Source organism: Butyrivibrio sp. YAB3001, from assembly GCF_900112195.1.
Classification (GTDB): Bacteria; Bacillota; Clostridia; order Lachnospirales; family Lachnospiraceae; genus Butyrivibrio.
Genome location: NZ_FOKR01000004.1, coordinates 57,990 through 79,022, shown reverse-complemented (window position 1 = coordinate 79,022; position 21,033 = coordinate 57,990). Strand labels below are relative to the sequence as shown.

Annotated in this window: 16 protein-coding genes; 15 read left to right on the top strand and 1 reads right to left on the bottom strand. The window is 35.1% G+C overall.

Going from position 1 to position 21,033, the window contains the following annotated elements; all coding sequences use genetic code 11:
• Genes BM086_RS05530 through BM086_RS05500 form a run of 7 tightly spaced genes read left to right on the top strand, consistent with a single transcriptional unit; the run spans nt 1 to nt 8,745 of the window.
• Nucleotides 1-1,743 carry a glycosyltransferase gene (locus BM086_RS05530; RefSeq protein ID WP_092324644.1) on the top strand — a complete coding sequence of 581 codons (1,743 nt, stop codon included), beginning with the start codon at nt 1-3 and terminating at the stop codon, nt 1,741-1,743.
• An 18-nt stretch (nt 1,744-1,761) separates the two neighbouring features.
• Nucleotides 1,762-2,925 (top strand): glycosyltransferase family 2 protein, encoded by a 1,164-nt coding sequence (locus BM086_RS05525; RefSeq protein ID WP_092324641.1) that lies wholly within the window; start codon nt 1,762-1,764, stop codon nt 2,923-2,925.
• Between the two features lie 16 nt (nt 2,926-2,941).
• Nucleotides 2,942-4,378 carry a WavE lipopolysaccharide synthesis family protein gene (locus tag BM086_RS05520; RefSeq protein WP_092324638.1) on the top strand — a complete coding sequence of 479 codons (1,437 nt, stop codon included), beginning with the start codon at nt 2,942-2,944 and terminating at the stop codon, nt 4,376-4,378.
• Between the two features lie 39 nt (nt 4,379-4,417).
• Entirely contained in the window at nt 4,418-5,836 is a 1,419-nt protein-coding gene (locus tag BM086_RS05515) for a WavE lipopolysaccharide synthesis family protein (protein WP_092324636.1), read from the top strand.
• 11 nt (nt 5,837-5,847) lie between these two features.
• Entirely contained in the window at nt 5,848-7,026 is a 1,179-nt protein-coding gene (locus tag BM086_RS05510) for a CgeB family protein (protein ID WP_092324633.1), read from the top strand.
• A gap of 1 nt (nt 7,027) precedes the next feature.
• Nucleotides 7,028-7,822 (top strand): alpha-1,2-fucosyltransferase, encoded by a 795-nt coding sequence (locus BM086_RS05505; protein ID WP_092324630.1) that lies wholly within the window; start codon nt 7,028-7,030, stop codon nt 7,820-7,822.
• Nucleotides 7,819-8,745: a glycosyltransferase family protein gene (locus BM086_RS05500; protein ID WP_092324627.1), complete on the top strand. Its 927-nt coding sequence runs from the start codon at nt 7,819-7,821 to the stop codon at nt 8,743-8,745. Before BM086_RS05505 ends, BM086_RS05500 begins: the two co-directional genes overlap by 4 nt.
• Nucleotides 8,746-8,748: 3 nt before the next feature.
• On the opposite strand, the gene BM086_RS05495 is transcribed toward BM086_RS05500, so the two are convergent.
• Nucleotides 8,749-9,726, bottom strand: coding sequence for a DUF6492 family protein (locus BM086_RS05495; protein ID WP_092324624.1), 978 nt, complete (start codon nt 9,724-9,726; stop codon nt 8,749-8,751).
• A gap of 175 nt (nt 9,727-9,901) precedes the next feature.
• On the opposite strand from BM086_RS05495, the gene BM086_RS05490 reads away from it, so the two are divergent.
• Genes BM086_RS05490 through BM086_RS05455 form a run of 8 tightly spaced genes read left to right on the top strand, consistent with a single transcriptional unit; the run spans nt 9,902 to nt 20,971 of the window.
• Nucleotides 9,902-10,816, top strand: coding sequence for a CatB-related O-acetyltransferase (locus BM086_RS05490; protein ID WP_092324621.1), 915 nt, complete (start codon nt 9,902-9,904; stop codon nt 10,814-10,816).
• Nucleotides 10,817-10,844: 28 nt separating this feature from the next.
• Nucleotides 10,845-13,625, top strand: coding sequence for a class I SAM-dependent methyltransferase (locus BM086_RS05485; RefSeq protein ID WP_092324618.1), 2,781 nt, complete (start codon nt 10,845-10,847; stop codon nt 13,623-13,625).
• 3 nt (nt 13,626-13,628) lie between these two features.
• A complete protein-coding gene (locus tag BM086_RS05480; RefSeq protein ID WP_092324615.1) occupies nt 13,629-14,576 on the top strand; it encodes a hypothetical protein in 948 nt (315 codons plus the stop codon).
• Nucleotides 14,577-14,610: 34 nt separating this feature from the next.
• Entirely contained in the window at nt 14,611-15,954 is a 1,344-nt protein-coding gene (locus BM086_RS05475) for a glycosyltransferase family protein (protein ID WP_092324612.1), read from the top strand.
• Between the two features lie 8 nt (nt 15,955-15,962).
• Nucleotides 15,963-17,135: a glycosyltransferase family protein gene (locus tag BM086_RS05470; RefSeq protein WP_175560119.1), complete on the top strand. Its 1,173-nt coding sequence runs from the start codon at nt 15,963-15,965 to the stop codon at nt 17,133-17,135.
• A gap of 42 nt (nt 17,136-17,177) precedes the next feature.
• Nucleotides 17,178-18,332 carry a glycosyltransferase family protein gene (locus BM086_RS05465; RefSeq protein WP_092324606.1) on the top strand — a complete coding sequence of 385 codons (1,155 nt, stop codon included), beginning with the start codon at nt 17,178-17,180 and terminating at the stop codon, nt 18,330-18,332.
• A 25-nt stretch (nt 18,333-18,357) separates the two neighbouring features.
• A complete protein-coding gene (locus BM086_RS05460; protein WP_175560118.1) occupies nt 18,358-20,022 on the top strand; it encodes a bifunctional glycosyltransferase/class I SAM-dependent methyltransferase in 1,665 nt (554 codons plus the stop codon).
• A 10-nt stretch (nt 20,023-20,032) separates the two neighbouring features.
• On the top strand, nt 20,033-20,971 hold the full coding sequence (locus BM086_RS05455) for a glycosyltransferase family protein (protein ID WP_141107701.1): 939 nt from the start codon (nt 20,033-20,035) through the stop codon (nt 20,969-20,971).
• Nucleotides 20,972-21,033: the final 62 nt, after the last annotated feature.

Below are 21,033 nucleotides of genomic sequence, written 5' to 3'. Positions count from 1 at the left end.
ATGGGAAGAATAATTTATAAGGGGTTTAGCTATTATTTTGAAGATGAATTGAGAGAAAAAAAGCTTTTTGATTATTTGGATAATATCAAAGATTTTACTCGTATTCCTATGCATAGCGCAGCAAATTCTATAGATACATTGTTTAAGGAAATGCACAATATTTTAAATGAATATTATGCAGGCGAGAAAGATTGGATAAATGTATGTTTTTTTTCCCTTATTTTACTTATTAATCGCCATATGAATAGTGCTGAACCTGTAAGGATGGCGTGTCTTGGAAATATACCTGAATGTATAACCACGTATTATTCTGAAGCGATTCGAAGGATGCATCCTGATTCTCAAATGGAACTATTTGATTCAATCGAATGCCTTCCAGATGAAAAATATGATATTTTAATTGATTTTGAAAGCTCATGGCAGAATTTGGCTGATAGAGTTTATGAGCTGAAAAATATTAAAAATGCTCTATCAGACAATTATAGATTAATACTGGTAGGACCAAAGGTGGATATTGGGGATGAAAAGCTGGAAAGGTATGATTTTGGCTCGGTATCTGTTTACACATGTGGCTGTGATGCAACAGAGCCTTTAACATCAGATTATGAAAGGCGAATAACTGAGAATACAGTAAAAAGAGAAATTAAGACAATAGCTTCAATCTGTCCTCATGATTTTGCATTTGTTAACTATGAACTTACAAAGGATATCTGTGTTGTACCATATCTTTTGCATAAACTAAAAGGATGCAGGCTGTATACTGTCGGCCTTGAAAAAAATGGAGATTATCCATTAAAGAAATATGTTGAAGGTCCGGCATATATAGAACTAGATTCTTATGATATTGATTCGAAGCTTAAGTGGCTTTATGAAAATGGGAAGACAATTGATTGTTTGATGCTGTTTGGAACATACTATGGCAATATGAGGCTTGCGGAAGAATATAAGCGTATCAGACCTGATGGAGTCATATATCTTGGAATGGATGCAACAGCTTTTTGGATCAATAATATACCGATACACGATGATGCTGTTGGTGAGTTTTATAGGAATTGTGACCTTAAGGGAACTACTACACTCACTATGCAGGAGTTTATCTTAAAGAAGTGGGGAATGGATACGGCTGTAGTGAGAATGGGATATTATCCATTCGGAGTTGGCAAAATTCAAGAACCGGATTACTCGAAAAAGAAAAAAATAGTTTTGGCAGTTGGCAGAGTGGGGGCGCAGGCTAAACGTCACGATATTTTGCTTAAGGCTTTTGCAATTGCCTATAAAGAAAATAGTGGTTGGGAACTAAGATTAGTTGGTCCCATAGAAGAATCATTTTTTGAGTTTTTAGATAGTTTTTTTGCTGAAAATCCATATTTGGAAGATTCAGTCAAAGTTGTAGGTCCGATAGTTGATAAACGACTTTTACATGAGGAGTATCTGCAAGCAAGTGTATATGCATTATCATCGGAGAGCGAAGAGTTTAGCAATTCTGTTACAGAGGCAATGTGTACGGGGTGTGCGATAATCTCGACTAAAGTTGATCTATATGAGGAGATAACAAATTATGGAAAGTGCGGTCTAAGTTCTCCGATAAATGATGCCAATGCTTTTGCAAGAAATATGTTAAAGCTCTTTTCAGATAAAGATTTATTGGAAGATATGTGCAGGCAGTCATATATCAATTATGTTGAGAGACATGATTATGTAAAGATAATAGACAAATTATATGAGCTTCTGATCAAAGTGTGAGAAAGAACAGGTATTATAATGAGCAATGATAAGCCACTGATTTCAGTAATTATGCCGGTTAAGAATAATAAAAGATTTTTTCCTAAGGCGGTTGAAAGTGTTCTGAATCAGAACTTTGAAGATTGGGAACTTGTGATCGTTGAGGGCTTTTCAGATGATGGAACGAGTGACCTTGCTGATGAGTATGCAGAGACAGATAAAAGAATAAGAGTTTTCCATGAGGATGAATGGATATATGAGAGTCTGAATATTGGCATTTCAAGATGCAGTGGAGAGTATGTCACATTTTTAAATTCTGATGATCTGTTCATGCAAGGAGCGCTAAAAAAGGCAGCAGAATACATAAAAGAATACGGTGTTGACTTATTTCTGTTTGCGGTAAAGACAGTTACCTGTGATGCTGAACAACGCGTACTAAGTGATGATTCAGAAGATGTAATAGCATTTATGCCAAATGAATTTGTGTTAAATGGAAATCTTGAGTGCAGGAGTAATTGGGCGACTATACTTAGGATTGGACTTTTGAACAATCAGCTAAATGTCTATAAGAAAAGTGTGATCAAAGATTTGAGATTTAGAAATGACATATTTGGGGCGGACTATTATTTTAATCTTGAGATGCTTCCAAGAATGAAGTCCATAGCATACTATCCGGAATGCCTTTATAGATTCAATGCGTATAAAGATGTGCCTGGGATGAATGCATCAGTAGGTAAATACTATCCATATCTGCACATAATGCATAATGATTTTTATTATAAGAGTATTGAAATATTTGCAACCCATGGATGCCTCAATGAAGATGTTTTAAGGCTCCTTAGAAGAAAAAGAATTGCTGAGTTTGAGGGAGAATTAGTAGCGTATACTTCCGATAGCTGCAAGTTGTCCTTAGAACAGAGACTATATGAATTATTTGCTTACACAGCGGATCTATTTGAAATCTTTCTGATAGAGAATGCGTTTAAAGATTATGAGAATAAAGTGCTCTCTGTTTCCTATAGTCTTATTAGCTTCTTAAATGAAGATGCCGGCAAAATGACAACAGTATGTAATGGTATAAAAGCTATTTTTGAAGCTGATGAGGGCGGAGAAGCAGATATAAATGCTATATTTGCAATGGTTCGTGATTATTATAATCCCGCTCATATAGGGGTTACAGTATGTAATAAGCTCTTAGAGTAGAAGAAGGTATTGGGAAGTGATTATTAAAAATGAGCTGATAAGATTATTTAACAGGATAGAGGCGAATACGGAAAGAGTTATCCATAGCTTTGAAAAAGCTGAGTATGCAAAGCTTATAGGGGATATAAATGCTTATGCGAAACTGCTACTTAATACAATTCCGGTATATACAGATTCTTTTTTTGAAAATGATGGCAGGCCAATTGATGTGGTCATGACAGCATCAAAGATCAAAGATGAAATCAGTTCTTTTCAGCAGGAAATAATTCATCTATTGATGGAATCAATGGAATTGCTGAGTTTATTAGGCTCTTATGACAGAGATGATGATAGATATCATGATAAAGCAAAAAAGGTCTGTTTGATTCAGGGGAAAACAGCGCTTTTACTTAGATTTAGACTTTTTTCTATACAGTCATTTGAAAAAGAGCAGGATGGAGTGGCGTTATCTTATGTGATGCGGGGGCTCTATAGAATATCATCTGCAGTAGGGGATTATTATACTCTCAATAGTTTTTATCAGTATTCGATGAAAAAGTATTTACCGATAATTGAGTGTCCGGATGTGGCAATAATAATGCAAGGACCGGTTGACTATGAAAACGATTTTACATTAGAGTCTCTATTTTTTTACAGATATATCTATCCGCATACACCAATCATACTTTCAACCTGGAAAGGAGAAATAAGTGATTCGTTCAGATGGATGGCAGAAGCAATTGGAATAACTATCGTAGAAAGAGAAATGCCATCTGATAAAGGATTTATGAACATCAAGTTACAGCTTTCGGGAACACGAAATGGCATTGAGGAGAGTAAAAAGTATCCGAAAGTTAGGTTCTTACTAAAAACACGTACAGATCAACGATTCTTTTTACCGGAATTTATATTGCACCTGAAAAATTTATTAAGGACTTTTGAATCTAAGAGTCCACCTATGGAAGAAAGGATAGTTTTTCTTGGGGGGAGAAACACAAGCATACTTAATCCGTTTGTGATCTCAGATTTCATGGCGTTTGGAGCTGTGAATGATATAGAAAAATTGTACAGCTCATCAGGTGATTCTGATTTATGGGATACAGGAGAAAATAAGGAGTTATATGAAAAAAAACTTGAGCGTTCTTTGTACGAGAATATTCAAGTTTCTATGGATAAAAGTTTAAAGGAGATGCTTGAAAATAATAAGACACCGAGGGATGCGCATCTTGTCCCTGAATCTTATATTATCAAAACGTATTATGAAAATAGTATACTTGGGAAAAAGCTTGGAAGAGAAGATGATCTGCTAGAGCATTATTGGGAATTTTTGAGGAAGTGCGCAGTTATTGTTGATAAAGATCAATTGTTGTTTTATTGGAAAAAATATGCTGATAAATATATGAGTTTTAATAGTGTGATGCTTGATAATGCACTGACATTTAGTGTATGGCTTAATATGTACTATATGCAATAGTTATGCAGCAGTTTGGATAATTATGGAGCTTGGATATAAATGATTGATAAACGTGATTTGATATCTTTTTTTAATAAAATTGAAAACCATACTATAGAGCTGTTACGCGAAAAAGAAATTAATTCGTTTAAAAAGCTGGCAGTCATATTACTTAGTGAACTCAATGTGTTGGCAAAAGAGGTAAATGAATTATTACAGGTCATAAAAGAAAACAATAAAGAAGATTCTGCTTTGCAAGCAAGAGCAGAATCTTCGAACGGAACCATAATGGAACAGATCCTTAAAACTATGACTATTATCAATATGCTTCTTAATGAAGAGATAGGATTAGATACTGCAAAAAATGAGTTGTCTAAATTGGAAGGTGATATAGCACTCTCAATCCGATTTGAAATAGCGTGTTTACCTGTTATTGTATCGGAGAACATAGAAGTTGCGAAAATTTTTTATGAAATGAAGGAATTTTGGGATAGGCATAATGATTATATGATAGCGGAATATCTGTTTCAGAATTCCGTATGGAAGTTTTTTCCCAAAATTGAGATTGATGATGTAGCTATTGTAATTCAGGGACAAGTGATTTATGAAAATGATTTCACCCTTGAAACAATATACAGATATAGAAGAATTTATCCTCGTATCACCATAATCCTCTCAACATGGGAAGGAGAGGTTAGCGATGATTTTAGGTGGCAGACAGAAGCGATAGGAGTTGTGATTCTGGAAAATGAAATGCCTGAAGAACATGGTGCATCGAATATTTGTCTGCAGCTTAAGAGTTCGCTTGAAGGAACATTGTGGGCACAGGAAAACAGTGATGTTAAATATGTGTTAAAAACAAGGACAGACCAGAGAATTTTTCTGCCTGATTTTTTGACATATATGAAAAATATGCTGAAGACATTTAAGGTTTCTTCAGATGGTATGGCTGAAAGAATCATTTTTCTTGGAGGATTTCAATCCTCTGTAGTATGTCCTTTTGAAGTGTCTGACTTCCTTGCATTTGGGAATGTAGGCGATATCAGAAATCTATATTCTTCTTCAGGAATCGATGAAAAGCTTATTTATAATGGCATGAGCAATCCAGACTATCGTAATACTCGCGCAGCGGTTTTAAGAGATAGTTCACATTACGATAATATATATGCTGTATATGAAATGTCTCCTGATGAACGAAAACTTCAATGTAACAAACTGATGAAGTATCTGGATCCGGAGACGTATATAGCATTGTCTTTTTATGAAAGGGTAATATTAAAACGAAAAATTGATGAAGCAGAAGACATTTTGGAACATTACCTCACATTCTTGAAAGAATGCGCAGTAATTGTAGATTCTGAGCGATTATTGTTCTATTGGTTTAAATACGAAAATCGCTTTTATTATGAGAGTAGCTTAGTGTCAATGGGAAGTCTGACAACAAGTGCGTGGATGGATATTTATTATTCTGAAAAGTAGATGGGAAAAATATGATCACAAAAACAGATATCAGAATCCTTGTGGTAAATCCATATTCTTATATAAACGAAGATATTGTTGTAGCGCTAAAAAGCATGTATGGAGATGACCATATTGAAGAGATTAAACATGTTTTTAAAGATGCAGGAATATATGAGGATGAAGATTTCGCGAAGAGTTTAAAAAAGAAAATTGAGGATATGCGCTGCGACGTTGTAATATCCACGAACTTTTTTCCTATAGTTGCGACAGCGTGTAATGAATGCGCTGTTCCATATATTGCCTGGACTTATGATACACCTATGAATGTAGTTCCCTGTGAGCAGATGAGATACGAAACAAACTATATTTTTTTGTTTGACAGAATGGAAATGGAAAAATATAGGCAGATGGGATATAACAGATTCTGGTATATGCCACTTGGGGTGAATACTAAGAAATATGAAAGGTTTAAGGCTTCGCAAAAGTACTGTCATGATATAGCGTTCATGGGCAAAATGTATAAATCAAAACTTCCTATGATAAGGCATGGATTGTCTGAGGGAATGCTTCAATATCTGGATAAACTTGCTGATACACAGTATAAGATATTTGGAAAATATATCATTGAAGATATGATAACTGACCCAATAATTGATGAAATTAATCGGGAACATGCAGCAATAGGTTATGATCTGATAATAAGCAAACAGCAGCTTGCCTATGCAATGTCCGAATATGTCACTTATCTTGACAGGATGGGACTATTGGAAATGATGGGACGAAGATTTCAGACACATCTTTACACATATGATATAGACGATAATGATAAGGCGTTTTTAAAAGATGTAAAGATACATGGTCCTGTGAATTATGATACAGAAATGCCTATACTGTTTAAATCGGCAAAGATTTCATTAAGTGGGAGCATGAGGGCTGCAAGAAGTGCTATTCCTCTGCGCGCTTTGGATATTCTGGGATGCGGAGGTTTTCTGTTATCCAGTGTTCAACCGGAATTAGAAGAGTATTTTAAAGATAGAGAAGAAGTGGTTCTTTTTCGAAGCATTGAAGAGGCAATTGATCTTGCAGGGTATTATTTATCTCATGAAGATGAGCGTATAAAAATAGCTCAGGCAGGCCTTAACAGAGTAAAAAAAGATTTTAAATATACAGACAGATTAAACAAAATGATTGAGCAGGTTTTGAGATAATATGAATTATGTCAGAGTAGTAGGAGGTTTAGGAAATCAAATGTTTCAATATACCTTTTCAAAATTTATTGAAGAGGTATTTGGAATACGGGCTTGTCTTCATTTGGATTATTTTGAAGACATAAAAAGCGAGCCGACAGCTGATTTTAGAGAATTTGGCCTGGATAGAATGAGAACAGGTTTTGAGTCTGTTTATGGTGAGGTTGCCTGTTCACAGATTATTAATGAAGAAGATGACTGGCATGAGAAACTGCAGGCTATTGATGGTTTATATTTTAATGGATATTGGCAGGCAAAAAAGTATTATGAATATGTTAAGGATATTGTCAGAAGTGATTTTGAATTAAAGGATGAATATATAACAAATTCTATGAGAAGCATTGTTGAAGAGATGCAAAGCACAAATTCCATTTCTTTACATATCAGAAGGACTGATTATATCAAAGAAAACATTACTCTAAAGGATGAGTATTATTATAAGGCGATAGATGTGTTGCGGCAGAAAATTGGTAAGAATAGAATAAGTGTCTTTGCTTTTTCTGATGATTTGGACTATGCAGATAAACTTATGAATAATCTTGAATGTGAATCGTATACCATAATGCCAATACGACCTGCATATCAGGATCTGTATCTTATGTCCAAAACTAAGCATCATATTATAGCAAATTCGACATTTAGCTGGTGGGGGGCAGTGTTGGGAAATAGTGATGATTCTTTAACTGTTGCGCCTCTTATTTGGTTTAAGGATAGAAAAAGTCCTGATATTTATATGAATGATTGGATTCTTATATGACTGATAATAGTATTACATTAAAAAGAATGATACAGAGAACAGAATGGTGTGAAGAGTTTCATCCACATGTTTTACTTGAATATATGGTAAGAGAAAAAATATCATCAGAGGAACTATTAGCGTTTGTAAAAGCATATTCATCAAGGAAAGAGTATACGCTTAACAGATTTTTGGGAAAACAGCCTTTTGAGTCATGTTTTCAGGAAAGATACTTGAATGTAGAACAAATTGATGGTTCCGTTGATAAAAATGTAAGTGATTATAAGCTAAAAGTTTGCTTTATAACATGTTACACCGATGAAGACCAGCTTCGTGAAATGAATTATTGGATAGACAGACTTCATATTCCTAATGGTGTTGAAGTTGAGAAACGTGCGCTTTATTCAGCCAAGTCAATGTGTGCGGGCTATAATGAAATGATGTATAGTTCAGATGCGAAGTACAAGGTGTATTTACATCAGGACATTAGAATTATAAACACTTTTTTTATTGATAATCTATTAGCTGTATTTAATAAATGTCCTAATGCCGGGATGGTGGGGATGGTTGGGACTAAATGCGTGCCTTCTACAGGTGTAATGTGGGATGCGGAGAGATTTGGCTCTGTAGTTGAATGCTCTAAAGGTGATGATAAGAGTGTTGCATATACGGTTCTTCAGGATAATTATCATGATGATAATGATGTTAAAGTTGTTATGATCGACGGTTTTCTTATGGCTACCAGTGTAGATTTATGGTGGAGAGAAGATGTATTTGACGGGTGGGATTTTTATGATGCATCTTGCTCAGTTGAGTTTATTAAACGTGGTTACGATATTATTGTGCCAAGACAGACGATGGCGTGGTGCCTGCACGATTTCGGAGAGATACATATGGAAAAATATGATTATTATAGAGAATTATTTGTAAAAGAGTATTCATGATGCCTAGGTGGGCATCATGAATCCGTTAAATTCGATCATTCCATTTGTATAATCTCCCATTATTCCGCTTTCAAGGACGGAGGTGTAGAATTGTTTTGGGGACAGCTTTTCTCTGTAGTAAGGATTTCTGAAAAGCTCAGTAAGTGAATTGTCTGTCTCATGATATTTTTCAAAAGTTGCTGCATCATAGTCTTTAGACAGCCAGTCTATGTCGTCTTCTGTTATATCGGCAATGTCAATAAAAAAGTTGGTGTTGCGTATAGAGTTCCAGTTTCGAAGAACATAAGCAGATGGATTACGCATTCCTATCCAGGTGCCATATGTTTCAAATTCTGAAAATCCAAGCGCAAGATTATCACATCCTACAGCGGATAGTATTTTTTCGTAGTATTTTTGACCGCTAATAGGGAGTGTTTCTATTTCTTCAATCATCTCTCGCATAAGTTTTGTGTTAAATATCATATGCTCTGATATGAATGATTTTTCTATGATTTTCCTAAAACCAAATAGCTTTTGTATGGTTAAAAAGTATGAAGTGTTATGTTCAGATTTTATGTCAAGGTAAGGTTTATTATCAGAATTGAACATAGCAATTATTTTTAGAGGAATTGTATCTGAATCCCAGCAGATATAGTAATCATCTTCACAATAGAAAGAAAAAGCCATTTTTAAAAATTGCTGGTAATACCAATTGACGGAGGATATTTTAGTCTGTGAAGCATTGCTTCTCATATTATCATAAATGTCTTTAATGGCTGCGATTGGCAAAATGCTGGATTCATCTATAAAACATACTGTATTATCGCCAAACACATGAGATGATACATCATTTTCAATATGAGATTTTAAGCTTTCCGGCCCAATAAGTAAAAGTTCACATATAGGAAGATATTTAAATAGCTTATTATAATGAATCTTGGTTCTTTCATAATCTTCTGCAATTGCAGGCATAATGCACGGAAATAATGCTTCAGTTTCCATTTTATCCCCTTGTAATAAATCATCTTAGCGTTGATCATATCTGTAATTATTTTATCATATTAAGGTAAAAATAAACGGTATAGTGAATAAAAAACATAATAGATATTGATTTTATGATAAAATATAATTGATATACAGATTATTATTTATTGGGGTGTCGGAAGGTAGTTGCGTAATGACGGCAAATAAAAAAGAGCTGATTATTATAGTTGATCAAGATAGTGAAGGATTATTCGGCTTATATAGTGAAGGAATCAGAGAAGAATATGTTATTAAAGCTGTTTACGGGATTGGCATGGTTGGAAAAACTTCTTTAGGAGGATATGAGCTATATCCTCTTGAAGCAATCGCGGATGGAGTTTGTTTTGATACTGTTTTAATAATGAGTGACCAAAGCGAACAGATATCAAGACTGATTAAAAAGTTATATCCCCAATTTGAAGATAATATGATTTATGACAATTATTCGGCTGCAAAGGAATTGTTGGATGGTAGAACTAAAATGGAATTACTTAAGAAAATAATTACAGCTGAGAATAACAATAAAAATCCATCCTTAATAATTGGCGAGTTTTCGTATTATAGCAGTCTGGATATATACAATGAACTTGCAAACGTTAGAGACAATCTAAAATGCATTATTGGTAAGTTTTCTTCGATAGGACCTGAAAATGTTTTTTTACTGTCCCAGGAACATCACTTGGATTGGATTACTACCTATCCTCTTATAGAGCAGCTTGGAAAGATAGGAGATGTATCAGAAAAGAGTGCTTTTTCTAAGGGAAATATCATAATAGGAAATGATGTCTGGACCGGTCATGGGGTTACGGTACTATCGGGGGTGACGATTGGAGATGGCTGTGCTATTGGGGCAAGAACAGTTGTGACTAAGTCTGTTGAACCATATAGTGTTGTTGTAGGGAATCCGGGACGCGTAATAAAGAAGAGATTTTCAGAGGACAAGATAAAACTTTTATTGGAAATGAAATGGTGGGACTGGGATTACGAAGATATTTATCGAGTACGAGGACTTTTACAGAGTGAAAAAATAGAAGAATTATATCAATACTATAAAGAAAACATAGTATGAGTCAGAAACATTTTTGGTGAGAGAATACATGCAGCAGCTAACTGTTATTTTGATAGCAAGTGAATATGAAAAAGAGTCTATGCTTTCGGCTGAGAGCATTATTTTGCATGAAAAAGAAGTGGAAATATCAATAATAATCTTGGATTCTTCATATAGGAGCGAACTTTCAAAATTTGCAAGTGATCATAATTTTGGATATGTATATCAGGAAAATGCAGATGAGAGCATTGGCAAGACACTTAACGAAATAGTTTCATTTTTTAATGTTGAGACAGATCTGTGTATATATTTTGGCGGATATTTTGATACGCTTAATGCACTTTATAAATTTGAAAGTGCATTGAGCTATGACGGTATTGGAGTTGTAGGCGGAAAATCAAATCTTTTTAAAGGAATGCAGCTGTTTGAACAGGCGAAGTCTTATGAGGAAATGCGTTCTTGTGCAGAGAATAATAATGAAAAGCTTTGTTTGGACAGAAATAATGGGGGATTTCCATTTGGCATAGGAGACTCAGTCAGCAAACGTGTTCTAGGAGTGGATTCAGATGTAGTGGTTATATCCCATAAGGTTATAGGAGAGATTGGCGATTTTGATGAGGAATATGATACATTTGATGCGACTTTCAGAGATTATATGATTCGGATCATAATGCAGGATTGGCGAATTGGCGTTGTTGATGACGCACTTTTTTGGGGGATTCACAAAAGTGAAAAAGCTTCAAATTCAGATAAAAAACTTTTCTCCAAAAAGCATAATCTGGATTTTCCTGATTATGATCCGGATGAGAATATTATTGATTTTATAAATGAAAGTCATGATGCGGCATTTAATATTCTTGAGCTTGGATGTGGTTGTGGAAAAAATCTCTTAGAAATAAGCAATAGGTATCCTAATTGCAAGATTTATGGAATGGAGAAAAATACGGCAAAGGCAAAGGTGGCTTCACAGTTTGCCGGAGTTAAGATTGCAGAAAATGGATATGCTGATCTGAATTATGAACGGGCTTTTTTTAAATACATAATTCTTGGAGATATTCTTGAGTCAATCGATGACTGTAAAGGATACCTGGAGTATATACAACCATATCTGGCTGAAGGCGGCAGGGTTATTGCTTCCTTTGACAATGCTCAGCATATTGCATACTTAAATCAACTGTTTGGGCATGAAGGTAGTAATGAAGAAGTGGAAGATGATTCCTCTGCGATAAAAAACAGATTCACATTGGAAAAAATCCAAGATTTATTTAAGAGCGCTGATTATTATTTAGGTGATATTAGATTCTCTATCTCATCTATTTCGTCTGGAGATAGAGAAATTATTGATAAATTAAGGCTTATTTATCCTGAGACAGAAGACTTATTATTTGAAGCTGACAAATACTATGTTTCGGCATCGCCAAGCTATTCAATAATGCTGCCTCAAAATACAGTGAATGCAATATCCGATGTTTCATACAATGGATTAAATATATATATGTACATTTCAGATGTTCTGATCTTATTTGAATCTGAAGAAGAAGTAATGCGTGATAGCGAGCAGTCGTCAAGACGAATTGAAATAAAAGTTGACGGAGATCAGGATGAAGCGAAACACTATATAGAAATATTATTAAATGAATTAACTTCAAGTGATGTACTCATCGCCAATGTGGCGGGCAGGAAAATCATGAATGGGGAGGAGTATCTTTCTGTTCTTGATCCATATATTGATGCTATAAAAGGACTTGATTTTTTGGTAATTGATATGTCAGGGCAGACTGAAGAAGGTGAATATCCCTGCCACACGAATAATGTTCATTTTTGTCCTACGAATACGATTCTATGTGCTTACGGCATTGATTCTATTGATTATGACAATCTTGAAAAATTTATGGAAGATAATATTTTCCATGTTATTGAAGCGAGGCTAAACAGGAGACTATTTCCGGCACAAAAGACAAACCTGGTTAACATTGTTTATCATGCTTTATCCATAAGAAAAGCATTTATTGCTTTTTACCATGAAATAATTGAAAGAGTTAGACCCAAGGTCATTTTTTATAGTCATGGAGGAAATAGCAAGATATGTTTTCTTTATGAACTGGCTCAGCAGAATAATATACCATGCATAGAGATTGATCATGGTGTAATCACATATCAGGTCTGTTATCCCCAAAGTGTCAGGCATGCCGATGAATTGGTAGTTTACTCAGATGTTCTTGAAAAGGAATCCAGAACACATGGGGCTGACAATGTAGTCGCAATTGGAAAACCGGGCATTATTGAAAAGAAAGCTAATTACAAGTCTACTCCGGGAAATATGATACTGATATGTGTGGTATCAAGCGCAGAGACAGGAGTGTTTGAAATAGCAGCAAGGCTTTCTGAGAATCTTACTAAGGATAAATATGTGGTTTTGTATAAGAAACATCTTGTTGAGAGATTTGACGAAGCTGAGCTTGAAAAATATCCTAATCTTACAGTTATCGGTGGTGAAGTTGAAATCAATAGTCTGTATGAAAGGTGCCAGATTGTTATAGGACACCGTTCAACAGCACTTTTGGAAGCGCTTGTTTATGAAAAAATCAAAGTTATTTTAATAGGAAATTCAAACGATTACAGGATTGGCGGAAAATATGGCCATTTCGGATATATGATTGATAATGAAGAAATGGTTTATGCCGGGTCACTAAGTGATGTCATATCAGAAATAAAATGTTACAGAAAAGGAAGGACATACAGACCTAAAGGCGAACTTTTCTGGAAGAAGAATGCTGATAAGAACTTTAGAGAGCTTATATCAAAACATCTGAAAAAGCAGAGAGGATGAGCTATGAAGGTATTTATTCTTGCACCCATGTGTAGACAAAGCGGAGGTGCTGAACTGGCACATCAGATGTGCAATGCTATAAATGAATTAACAAACGTTCCTGCGAAGATGTGTTATGTAGATTGCGGGGCTCCATTTGATAAGGCACTATGTGTTGATGCGGATGCCCCTGTTGCATATGAAATCTATAAGACAAGTCATACTACGGATTTTAGTGAACTGGATACGGAAGATAGCATAGTGGTGTTTCCGGAAGCTTTGACACTTAGCATGCCTTATGTGAAAAAAGCTCGCAAAGCGTTATGGTGGATGAGCGTTGACAATTATATCGACTCTACCCATGAAAATAACTTTGGTTTTATTAAAGAGAATGTGGATTTACATCTTTTTCAATCTGTTTATGCGCAGAATTATGTTGAAAGTAAGGCACCTCAGGCAAGAGGAATGTATTTGTCAGATTATATAAATGAAGCACATGGCAAATTTTTATATCCTGCAGAGTTAAGGCAGAACATCGCCCTTTACAATCCGGCAAAAGGATATGAGGAGATAAAACCTTTTATAGAGAGCCAGAACTGGCTTAAGTGGATTCCACTAAAGGGATTGGATGTTCCCCGAATGGTTCTGATAATGCAGAGTAGTAAGGTGTATGTGGATTTTGGAGAACATCCGGGAAAAGATAGAATTCCAAGAGAAGCGGCTGCAAACGGATGTTGTGTTATTACAAACAAAAAAGGCGCAGCAGCAAATGATGAGGATGTGCCAATACCGGGAAAATATAAGTTTAAATGTCCTTCACAAGAGATGAATGATGTTGGTAAATTGCTGCATGAAATATGTGATAATTTCAAGGAACATCAAGAGGAATTTGAAAGCTATCGCATTATGATTCATGGTGAAAAAGAAAAGTTTGAAAAGGATGTAAAAGCGTTTGTGAAATACTTTTCATAGAGTATTAGCTAAGATTGGAAAGAAAGGCTGTATCATGATTTTTATACCATCAATCGACATAACTAAATATTGTGATGAGTATGGGAATTATACTGCAGATGGAGCCATTCACCTCCAGGAAGATACAGATAGGGAATTTGGATTATTTAATAGTCACAGAAATGAAGATGAAAATGAGCATAAGATGATCAGAAATCAAATTGATGCTCTATTGGCCATGGGAAATATAGAGGCTTTTGATGAAATATGCAAGATTGTGACAGATTCAAATTTTGATAAATTATCATATCTTTTTTCTGATTTTAAGACTTTTAAGACATCATGCATCATTTATAAGATAGAGAGAGAGTCAGGATTTACAGAAACAGTTTATGACAAAATTGGAAATATTGACGATTATGTAAGATATTGCACGAAGATGTTGCATTTATTCAGGAGAATACAGCTCCTGTGCCCGTATAAGGATATTGTTGATTTATTTATGCAGTTTATCGAAACGGGATTGTCTTTCTTTTTTGTGGTACAAATGCTTAAGGAACTTGAAATAGGTGACAAGTATCAAGTTGGAATAAAACTTGCGGATTTATATAATGTCTCAGGTTGTATCACTGAAGCAGAAATTATCAGAAGCTATGTTATTAAGAACTTTGAATATAAAGAAAATGTAGAAAGCAAAGTAGAAGAGGTATTAGAAACACATATAGCAGAATATGAGACTGATTATAATAAAAAGATCTGTTTTGTGTCCTGTGTGAATGATGATTTTATTTATAGCGAATGCCTTTACTACATTAAACGATTGATTGTTCCTGATGGATGCAGCATTGATACACTAGCTGTGTATGATGCAAAAAGTGCGACTTCCGGCTATAACGAAGCTATGGCGGAAACAGATGCGGACATTTTGATATATATTCATCAGGATGTACGCATTCTCAATCCATATTTTTTATTTGATATTATCAATATTTTTGCGTCAAATCCTGAGATTGGAATGATGGGAGTTGTAGGAAGTCCAAAACTTCCGCCTGATGCAGTCATGTGGCATGGGATTCGATATGGCAAATTGTATGAATTGCATCAAGATGGGATTTCTTTTCCTGAAAATAGAATGAATAAGACTCCCAAAGTACGTGATGTTGTGGCAATTGATGGGCTACTCATGGCTACTAACAAAAGAGTGAGATGGCGTGAAGATGTATTTGATGGGTGGGATTTTTATGACATTTCGCAAAGCACTGAGTATATAAAAAACGGATATCGAATTGTGGTGCCGGAGCAGGAAGTGCCGTGGACAGCTCATGATGCCGGAATAATGAATCTTTATAGCTATGATATTTATAGAAAAAAGTATTTGGCAGAGTATTCAAATGGATAATGCATTTTATGAATATTATTTTTTATCGTTATAACAGTATATGTGAACCGGATTATATTGATGCTTTTTCAAGGCTTGGGATAGACGTCAGAGAGGATATGGATGGTTTTGACCAGAAAATGAGCGTCAGTGAAAAGATGACAAGACTTGGAAATATGATCTCTGATAACAGGCCATTGTTTATTTTTTCAATTAATTTTTTCCCTTTTCTGTCTATTTTGTGCGAGAGACTTGGGGTGTTTTATCTGGCAGAATCAGTGGATTGCCCTGTTTATCAGATATATCATCCCTCAATCAGAAATAAAATGAACAGAGTATTCTTGTTCGACAGACAGCAGTATCTGTCAGTAAAAAATGAGAATCCCGGAGGGGTATTTTATCTGCCTCTTGGAGCACCGTGTGAGAGAGTGGCAGTGCTTCTAGGCGATTCTTATGAAGATAAGTACGATATTTCTTTTGTGGGTTCTTTATACAATGAAAAAGATCCATTTTTGGATTTGAAACTTGATGAGAAATCAAGGAAACATTATGAGGATATTATCAGAGAACAGTTTAATAAAACAGCCAGTGGGTTAGAAAAAATAGCATCGGATCTTAAGTCTGAAGATATTAACGTGATAAGAGATGCATCAGATAGTTTTATCAAATATGAGGATGGAGTAATAGACATGGACTCATATGTGGTAATAAATGACTATATTGCTTCGCATATGGCGTTTTTAGAAAGAATAGATATATTAAATGACCTTGCAGATACTATTAAAGGTTTTTCTGTTCATCTTTTTACAGGGAGCACTACAAAAGAATTATCTAAAAATGTCAGAGTACATGGAGTGGCAAAGTCTTATACCGAAATGCCTGTGATATTTAGAAATAGCAAAATTAACCTGAATATGACAATGAGAGGAATTCAGACCGGACTTCCACAGCGGATTTGGGATGTCCTTGCGTGTAGAGGATTTCTTTTGACAAATGATCAGAGTGAGATAACGGATTATTTTATACCCGGTGTTCATTTGGAAACGTATTCAAGTCGGTGCGAGATGAAAGAAAAAATTACGTATTATCTTGAGCATGATGAAGAACGTATAAAAATTGCTAAGAGTGGTTATGAGGAGGTTTGTAGCAAACATACTATTACTCTTAGAGTTATGGAAATGATAAGGACAGTTGTTGGGTGAAATCAGATTTGACACTACCATCTATGATTTAGGAGATAGAAAATGAAACGTCTGATCATCTTGAAAGGTGAAGTGGAAACACTTGATTTTTTTACTGAGAGAATGACTGACTATCTTAGACGCATTTGCGCTGAATACATAGTAGTTGATACTAAGAATATCCTGGACTATGAGGAACAACTGTTACATTTTATTGAGGGTGGTGAATGCGTTGCTTTTTCATTTAATAATGTTGGAATTGATGTGACGATTTTATCTCAAAACATATGGAATAGATATGGAATTCCATTTTTTGATTTTATTGTGGATCATCCAAGCTATTTTGGCGATATTTTACTGAATCCACCGTGCACTACAGATGTGATATGTTTGGATAAAAATCATGTTGATTTTGTTCGGGAGTTTTATCCGCTTATACATAATATATGGTTTGTTCCAAATGGAGGTACAGAATTAGCAGGACGAATTCCATATGATGAAAGGACTATTGATGTCATATATATGGGGAATTGTCATGAAGTAAATGGCTTTTACCAGTTACCGTATCTGAGCATAGAGGCGAGTAAAGATTTATTTGGCTATTGTATTAAAAGATTGCTCGAAAACGACAGACTTACTGTAGAGGAAACAATTAAGGAATATATTGGAGACGATAAAAATATCAATAAAGAGCACAGATTAAGTATAATCCAGGAAGCGTATCTTCCGATTGAGCGATATGTCAGGAGGCAGTTTAAGTTAAGAGCAATGGCGGCACTTGATAAGCTTGGAGTGTCTGTTGATATTTTTGGTGATGGATGGCGAGATGATGTTGTTATATTTTCATCAAATATCAAGATTCATAATAGAGTTTCCTCAAGAGAAGTATTGGAGAAGGTATCAGATGCAAAGATTTCTCTGTGTTTTATACCTTGGTTCAAAAAAGGATGCAGTGAAAAGAATTTTGACAGTATGTTAAATGGAGCATTGTGCGTTAGCGATAGATCAGAATATCTTGAGCAGAGATATCTAGATGGAAATAATATTGTGTTCTTCGACCTGAATAATCCCGAGCAGATGGCAGCAGATGTGAAATTTTTGCTGGATAATCCTAAGATGGCAGCTAATGTTGCTCAGAATGGTTACGATACTGCAAAAAGATATGATGATTGGGAAAATAGATTCAGGCAAATCTTAGAAATCATTGATGACGTATGATTAAATGCCGCATGGAGAGAAGCAAATGGAGCACATTTTATCAGCAGTGCAAAGAGAATCGTGGAATGAGGCCCTGGATCTTTTTATTGAATATACCAAAACTCATGAGCTTGACGAGAATCTATGCATCATAGGAGCAACGATACTTGAGTATTTTAATGACAGAAATAGTCTTTTTGACCTGATTCAGACAGGACTGCGATTTAATTATCATAACTATGAATTGTACCTGCTACTTGGTAATTTCTATAGAACTGATAACAGTAATAAAGCACTGCTTTCCTATGAAAATGCATTGTATTACGCTAAAAAACACGGACCTGATGAGGATGTACAGGCGATAGAAGCTATAATTGACGATTTTAATGAGAAAGAAAAGCCTTCTGTTAATAAAACATCTATTGTTGTCATTTATTATGAAGGGAAAGATTTTTTAGAAAGGTGCATTGATAGCATAAGAACTACATGTTTTGAGCAATGTTATGATTTGCTATGTATAGATGTTAGTGATTTTGAAAAAAGAGCTGAAATAATCAATGAGAGTATTAAGTCTCTGAATGAACAAAACGATATTTTGTTGCTTAGCAGTGACGTTATGATGATGCCAAATGCTTTATTTTCACTTCGTATGGCCTTATATGATAAAAATGATGTTGGTGCTTGCAGTGCTGTTTCTAATTGTGCCTTTTTCTATCAGATGCCAGAGGAAAGAACAATACAAAATCCGAAGGAAGCATTTGAGTTTTCTGCGGTAAATAATATACCATCTGAGTTTCCTTATGAAAGCAAGTGCGTTATTGATGGCGCATGTTTGTTAATTAAGAATGAAGTCAAAGACAAGGTTTTTCCGTTGGATGATTCGTTACTATCTGACAGGGGACAATATACAGACATTGGTCTTAAGGTTATTTCCAATGGATATAAAAATTATGTGTGCTGGAATTCATTTGTATACAGATTTATCAGGGAAAGTATGCTAAAGAAAAATACTCCCTATCAGGATAGAGACAAAGAGAAAATTCAGGATAAATGGGGCTTTTATGCTGATTATTATCTAAACATGAGAAGAGAACCCATTAAAATGATACGGGAGGACAATGAGGCAGTGCTTGATATTCTTGAGGTAGGAGCCGGACTAGGTTCAACACTTGCAAGAATCAAATATCTTTACCCTCATGCAAATATAAAAGGGATTGAACTTGTGGAGAATGTCGCCGAAATGGCATCAAATTATATGAATATGGAATGTGGAAATATTGAGACGTATTCCTTTGGCGAAGACGAGAAATACGACTATATCGTATTTGCGGATGTTTTAGAACATTTAGTTGATCCATATTCGTTGGTCGATAGATTAAAGAAGAATCTGAAAAGTGATGGCTGCATAATTGCAAGTATCCCCAATATTATGAATGCTAAAGTTATTTATGATCTTCTACGTGGGAATTTTGAATATCAGGATTCAGGAGTGCTTGACAGAACTCATTTGAGATTTTTTACCAAGAAGGAAGTAAAGAAACTGTTTGAAGAGAGAGGATACGAAATAGTAGAAATGTCCTCATTAAAGAGCCTTACAGATAATACGGATAGTTACAATGCTTTTTTTGACAAGTTATTAGCAATTGAGGAAGTGGCTGACAAAGAGCAGTTTGATACTTTTCAGTATGTTGTTTGTGCAAAAGTGATTTAAGGTGAATGATTTGTTAGAACAAGACATTTTGAAAAAGAAAATACAAAGACTGGAATGGTGGTCAGATGAAAGCCCGGATGCTGTTTTGGAATGGACTTTGCATATGGGCATTACTAATGACGAGCTTAAAAGGTATGTTGCACAATACTCGCTTGATCCTTTGTACGTTTATAAACGAATCTGCTATAACATTCCGGCTCAGGATAGATTTTTTCGTCCGCAGGAAGTGATAGATGAGATGTGTCTTGATCTGGAAAAAAGCTTATGTGAAAAAGACAATTCCACGGAAAGGTTTTGCTTTATTACATGCTGCAACAACGATTATGAATATGATGAAATGAAAGCCTGGATTGACAGGCTGTGGATTCCGGAAGGAATAGAAGTTGAATTTATCAAAATTACCGAGGCGCAGTCTATGTGTACCGGCTATAACGAGGCGATGAGATCATCTTCAGCAAAATATAAAGTTTATATGCATCAGGATGTAAGAATACTTAATCCATTTTTTATTTTTGATGTAATTGATGTGTTTGAACGGCATCCTAAAGCTGGAATGATAGGAATGATGGGAACGGTAAATGTGCCTGAAAGTGGAGTTATGTGGCAATCAGAACGATACGGTGCGGTGATTCATGTTGAGACGGGTGAGGATGGTGTGGCAGAGACTTTCAACGAATGTGTTGATTATGGCAACGATTTTTCTGCAGCATTAACTGATGGATTTATGATTGTTACGCAAAATGATATTTTGTGGCGAGAAGATATTTTTAAGGGATGGCATTTCTATGATGCTTCCCAGTCTATGGAATTTAGAAAGCGGGGGTATGAAATAATTATTCCGAGACAGAAAATGGCCTGGTGTATGCATGATTTCAAAGGAATAAACTGGGACGGATATGAAGAGAATCGCAGGATTTTTGTTGATAATTATTCGGATTTCATTTACTGAACCAGGGTCAATTTCGAAACGCTGATAGTATGTCAGATTGGGTTATCGTTTTTTAGAGGAAA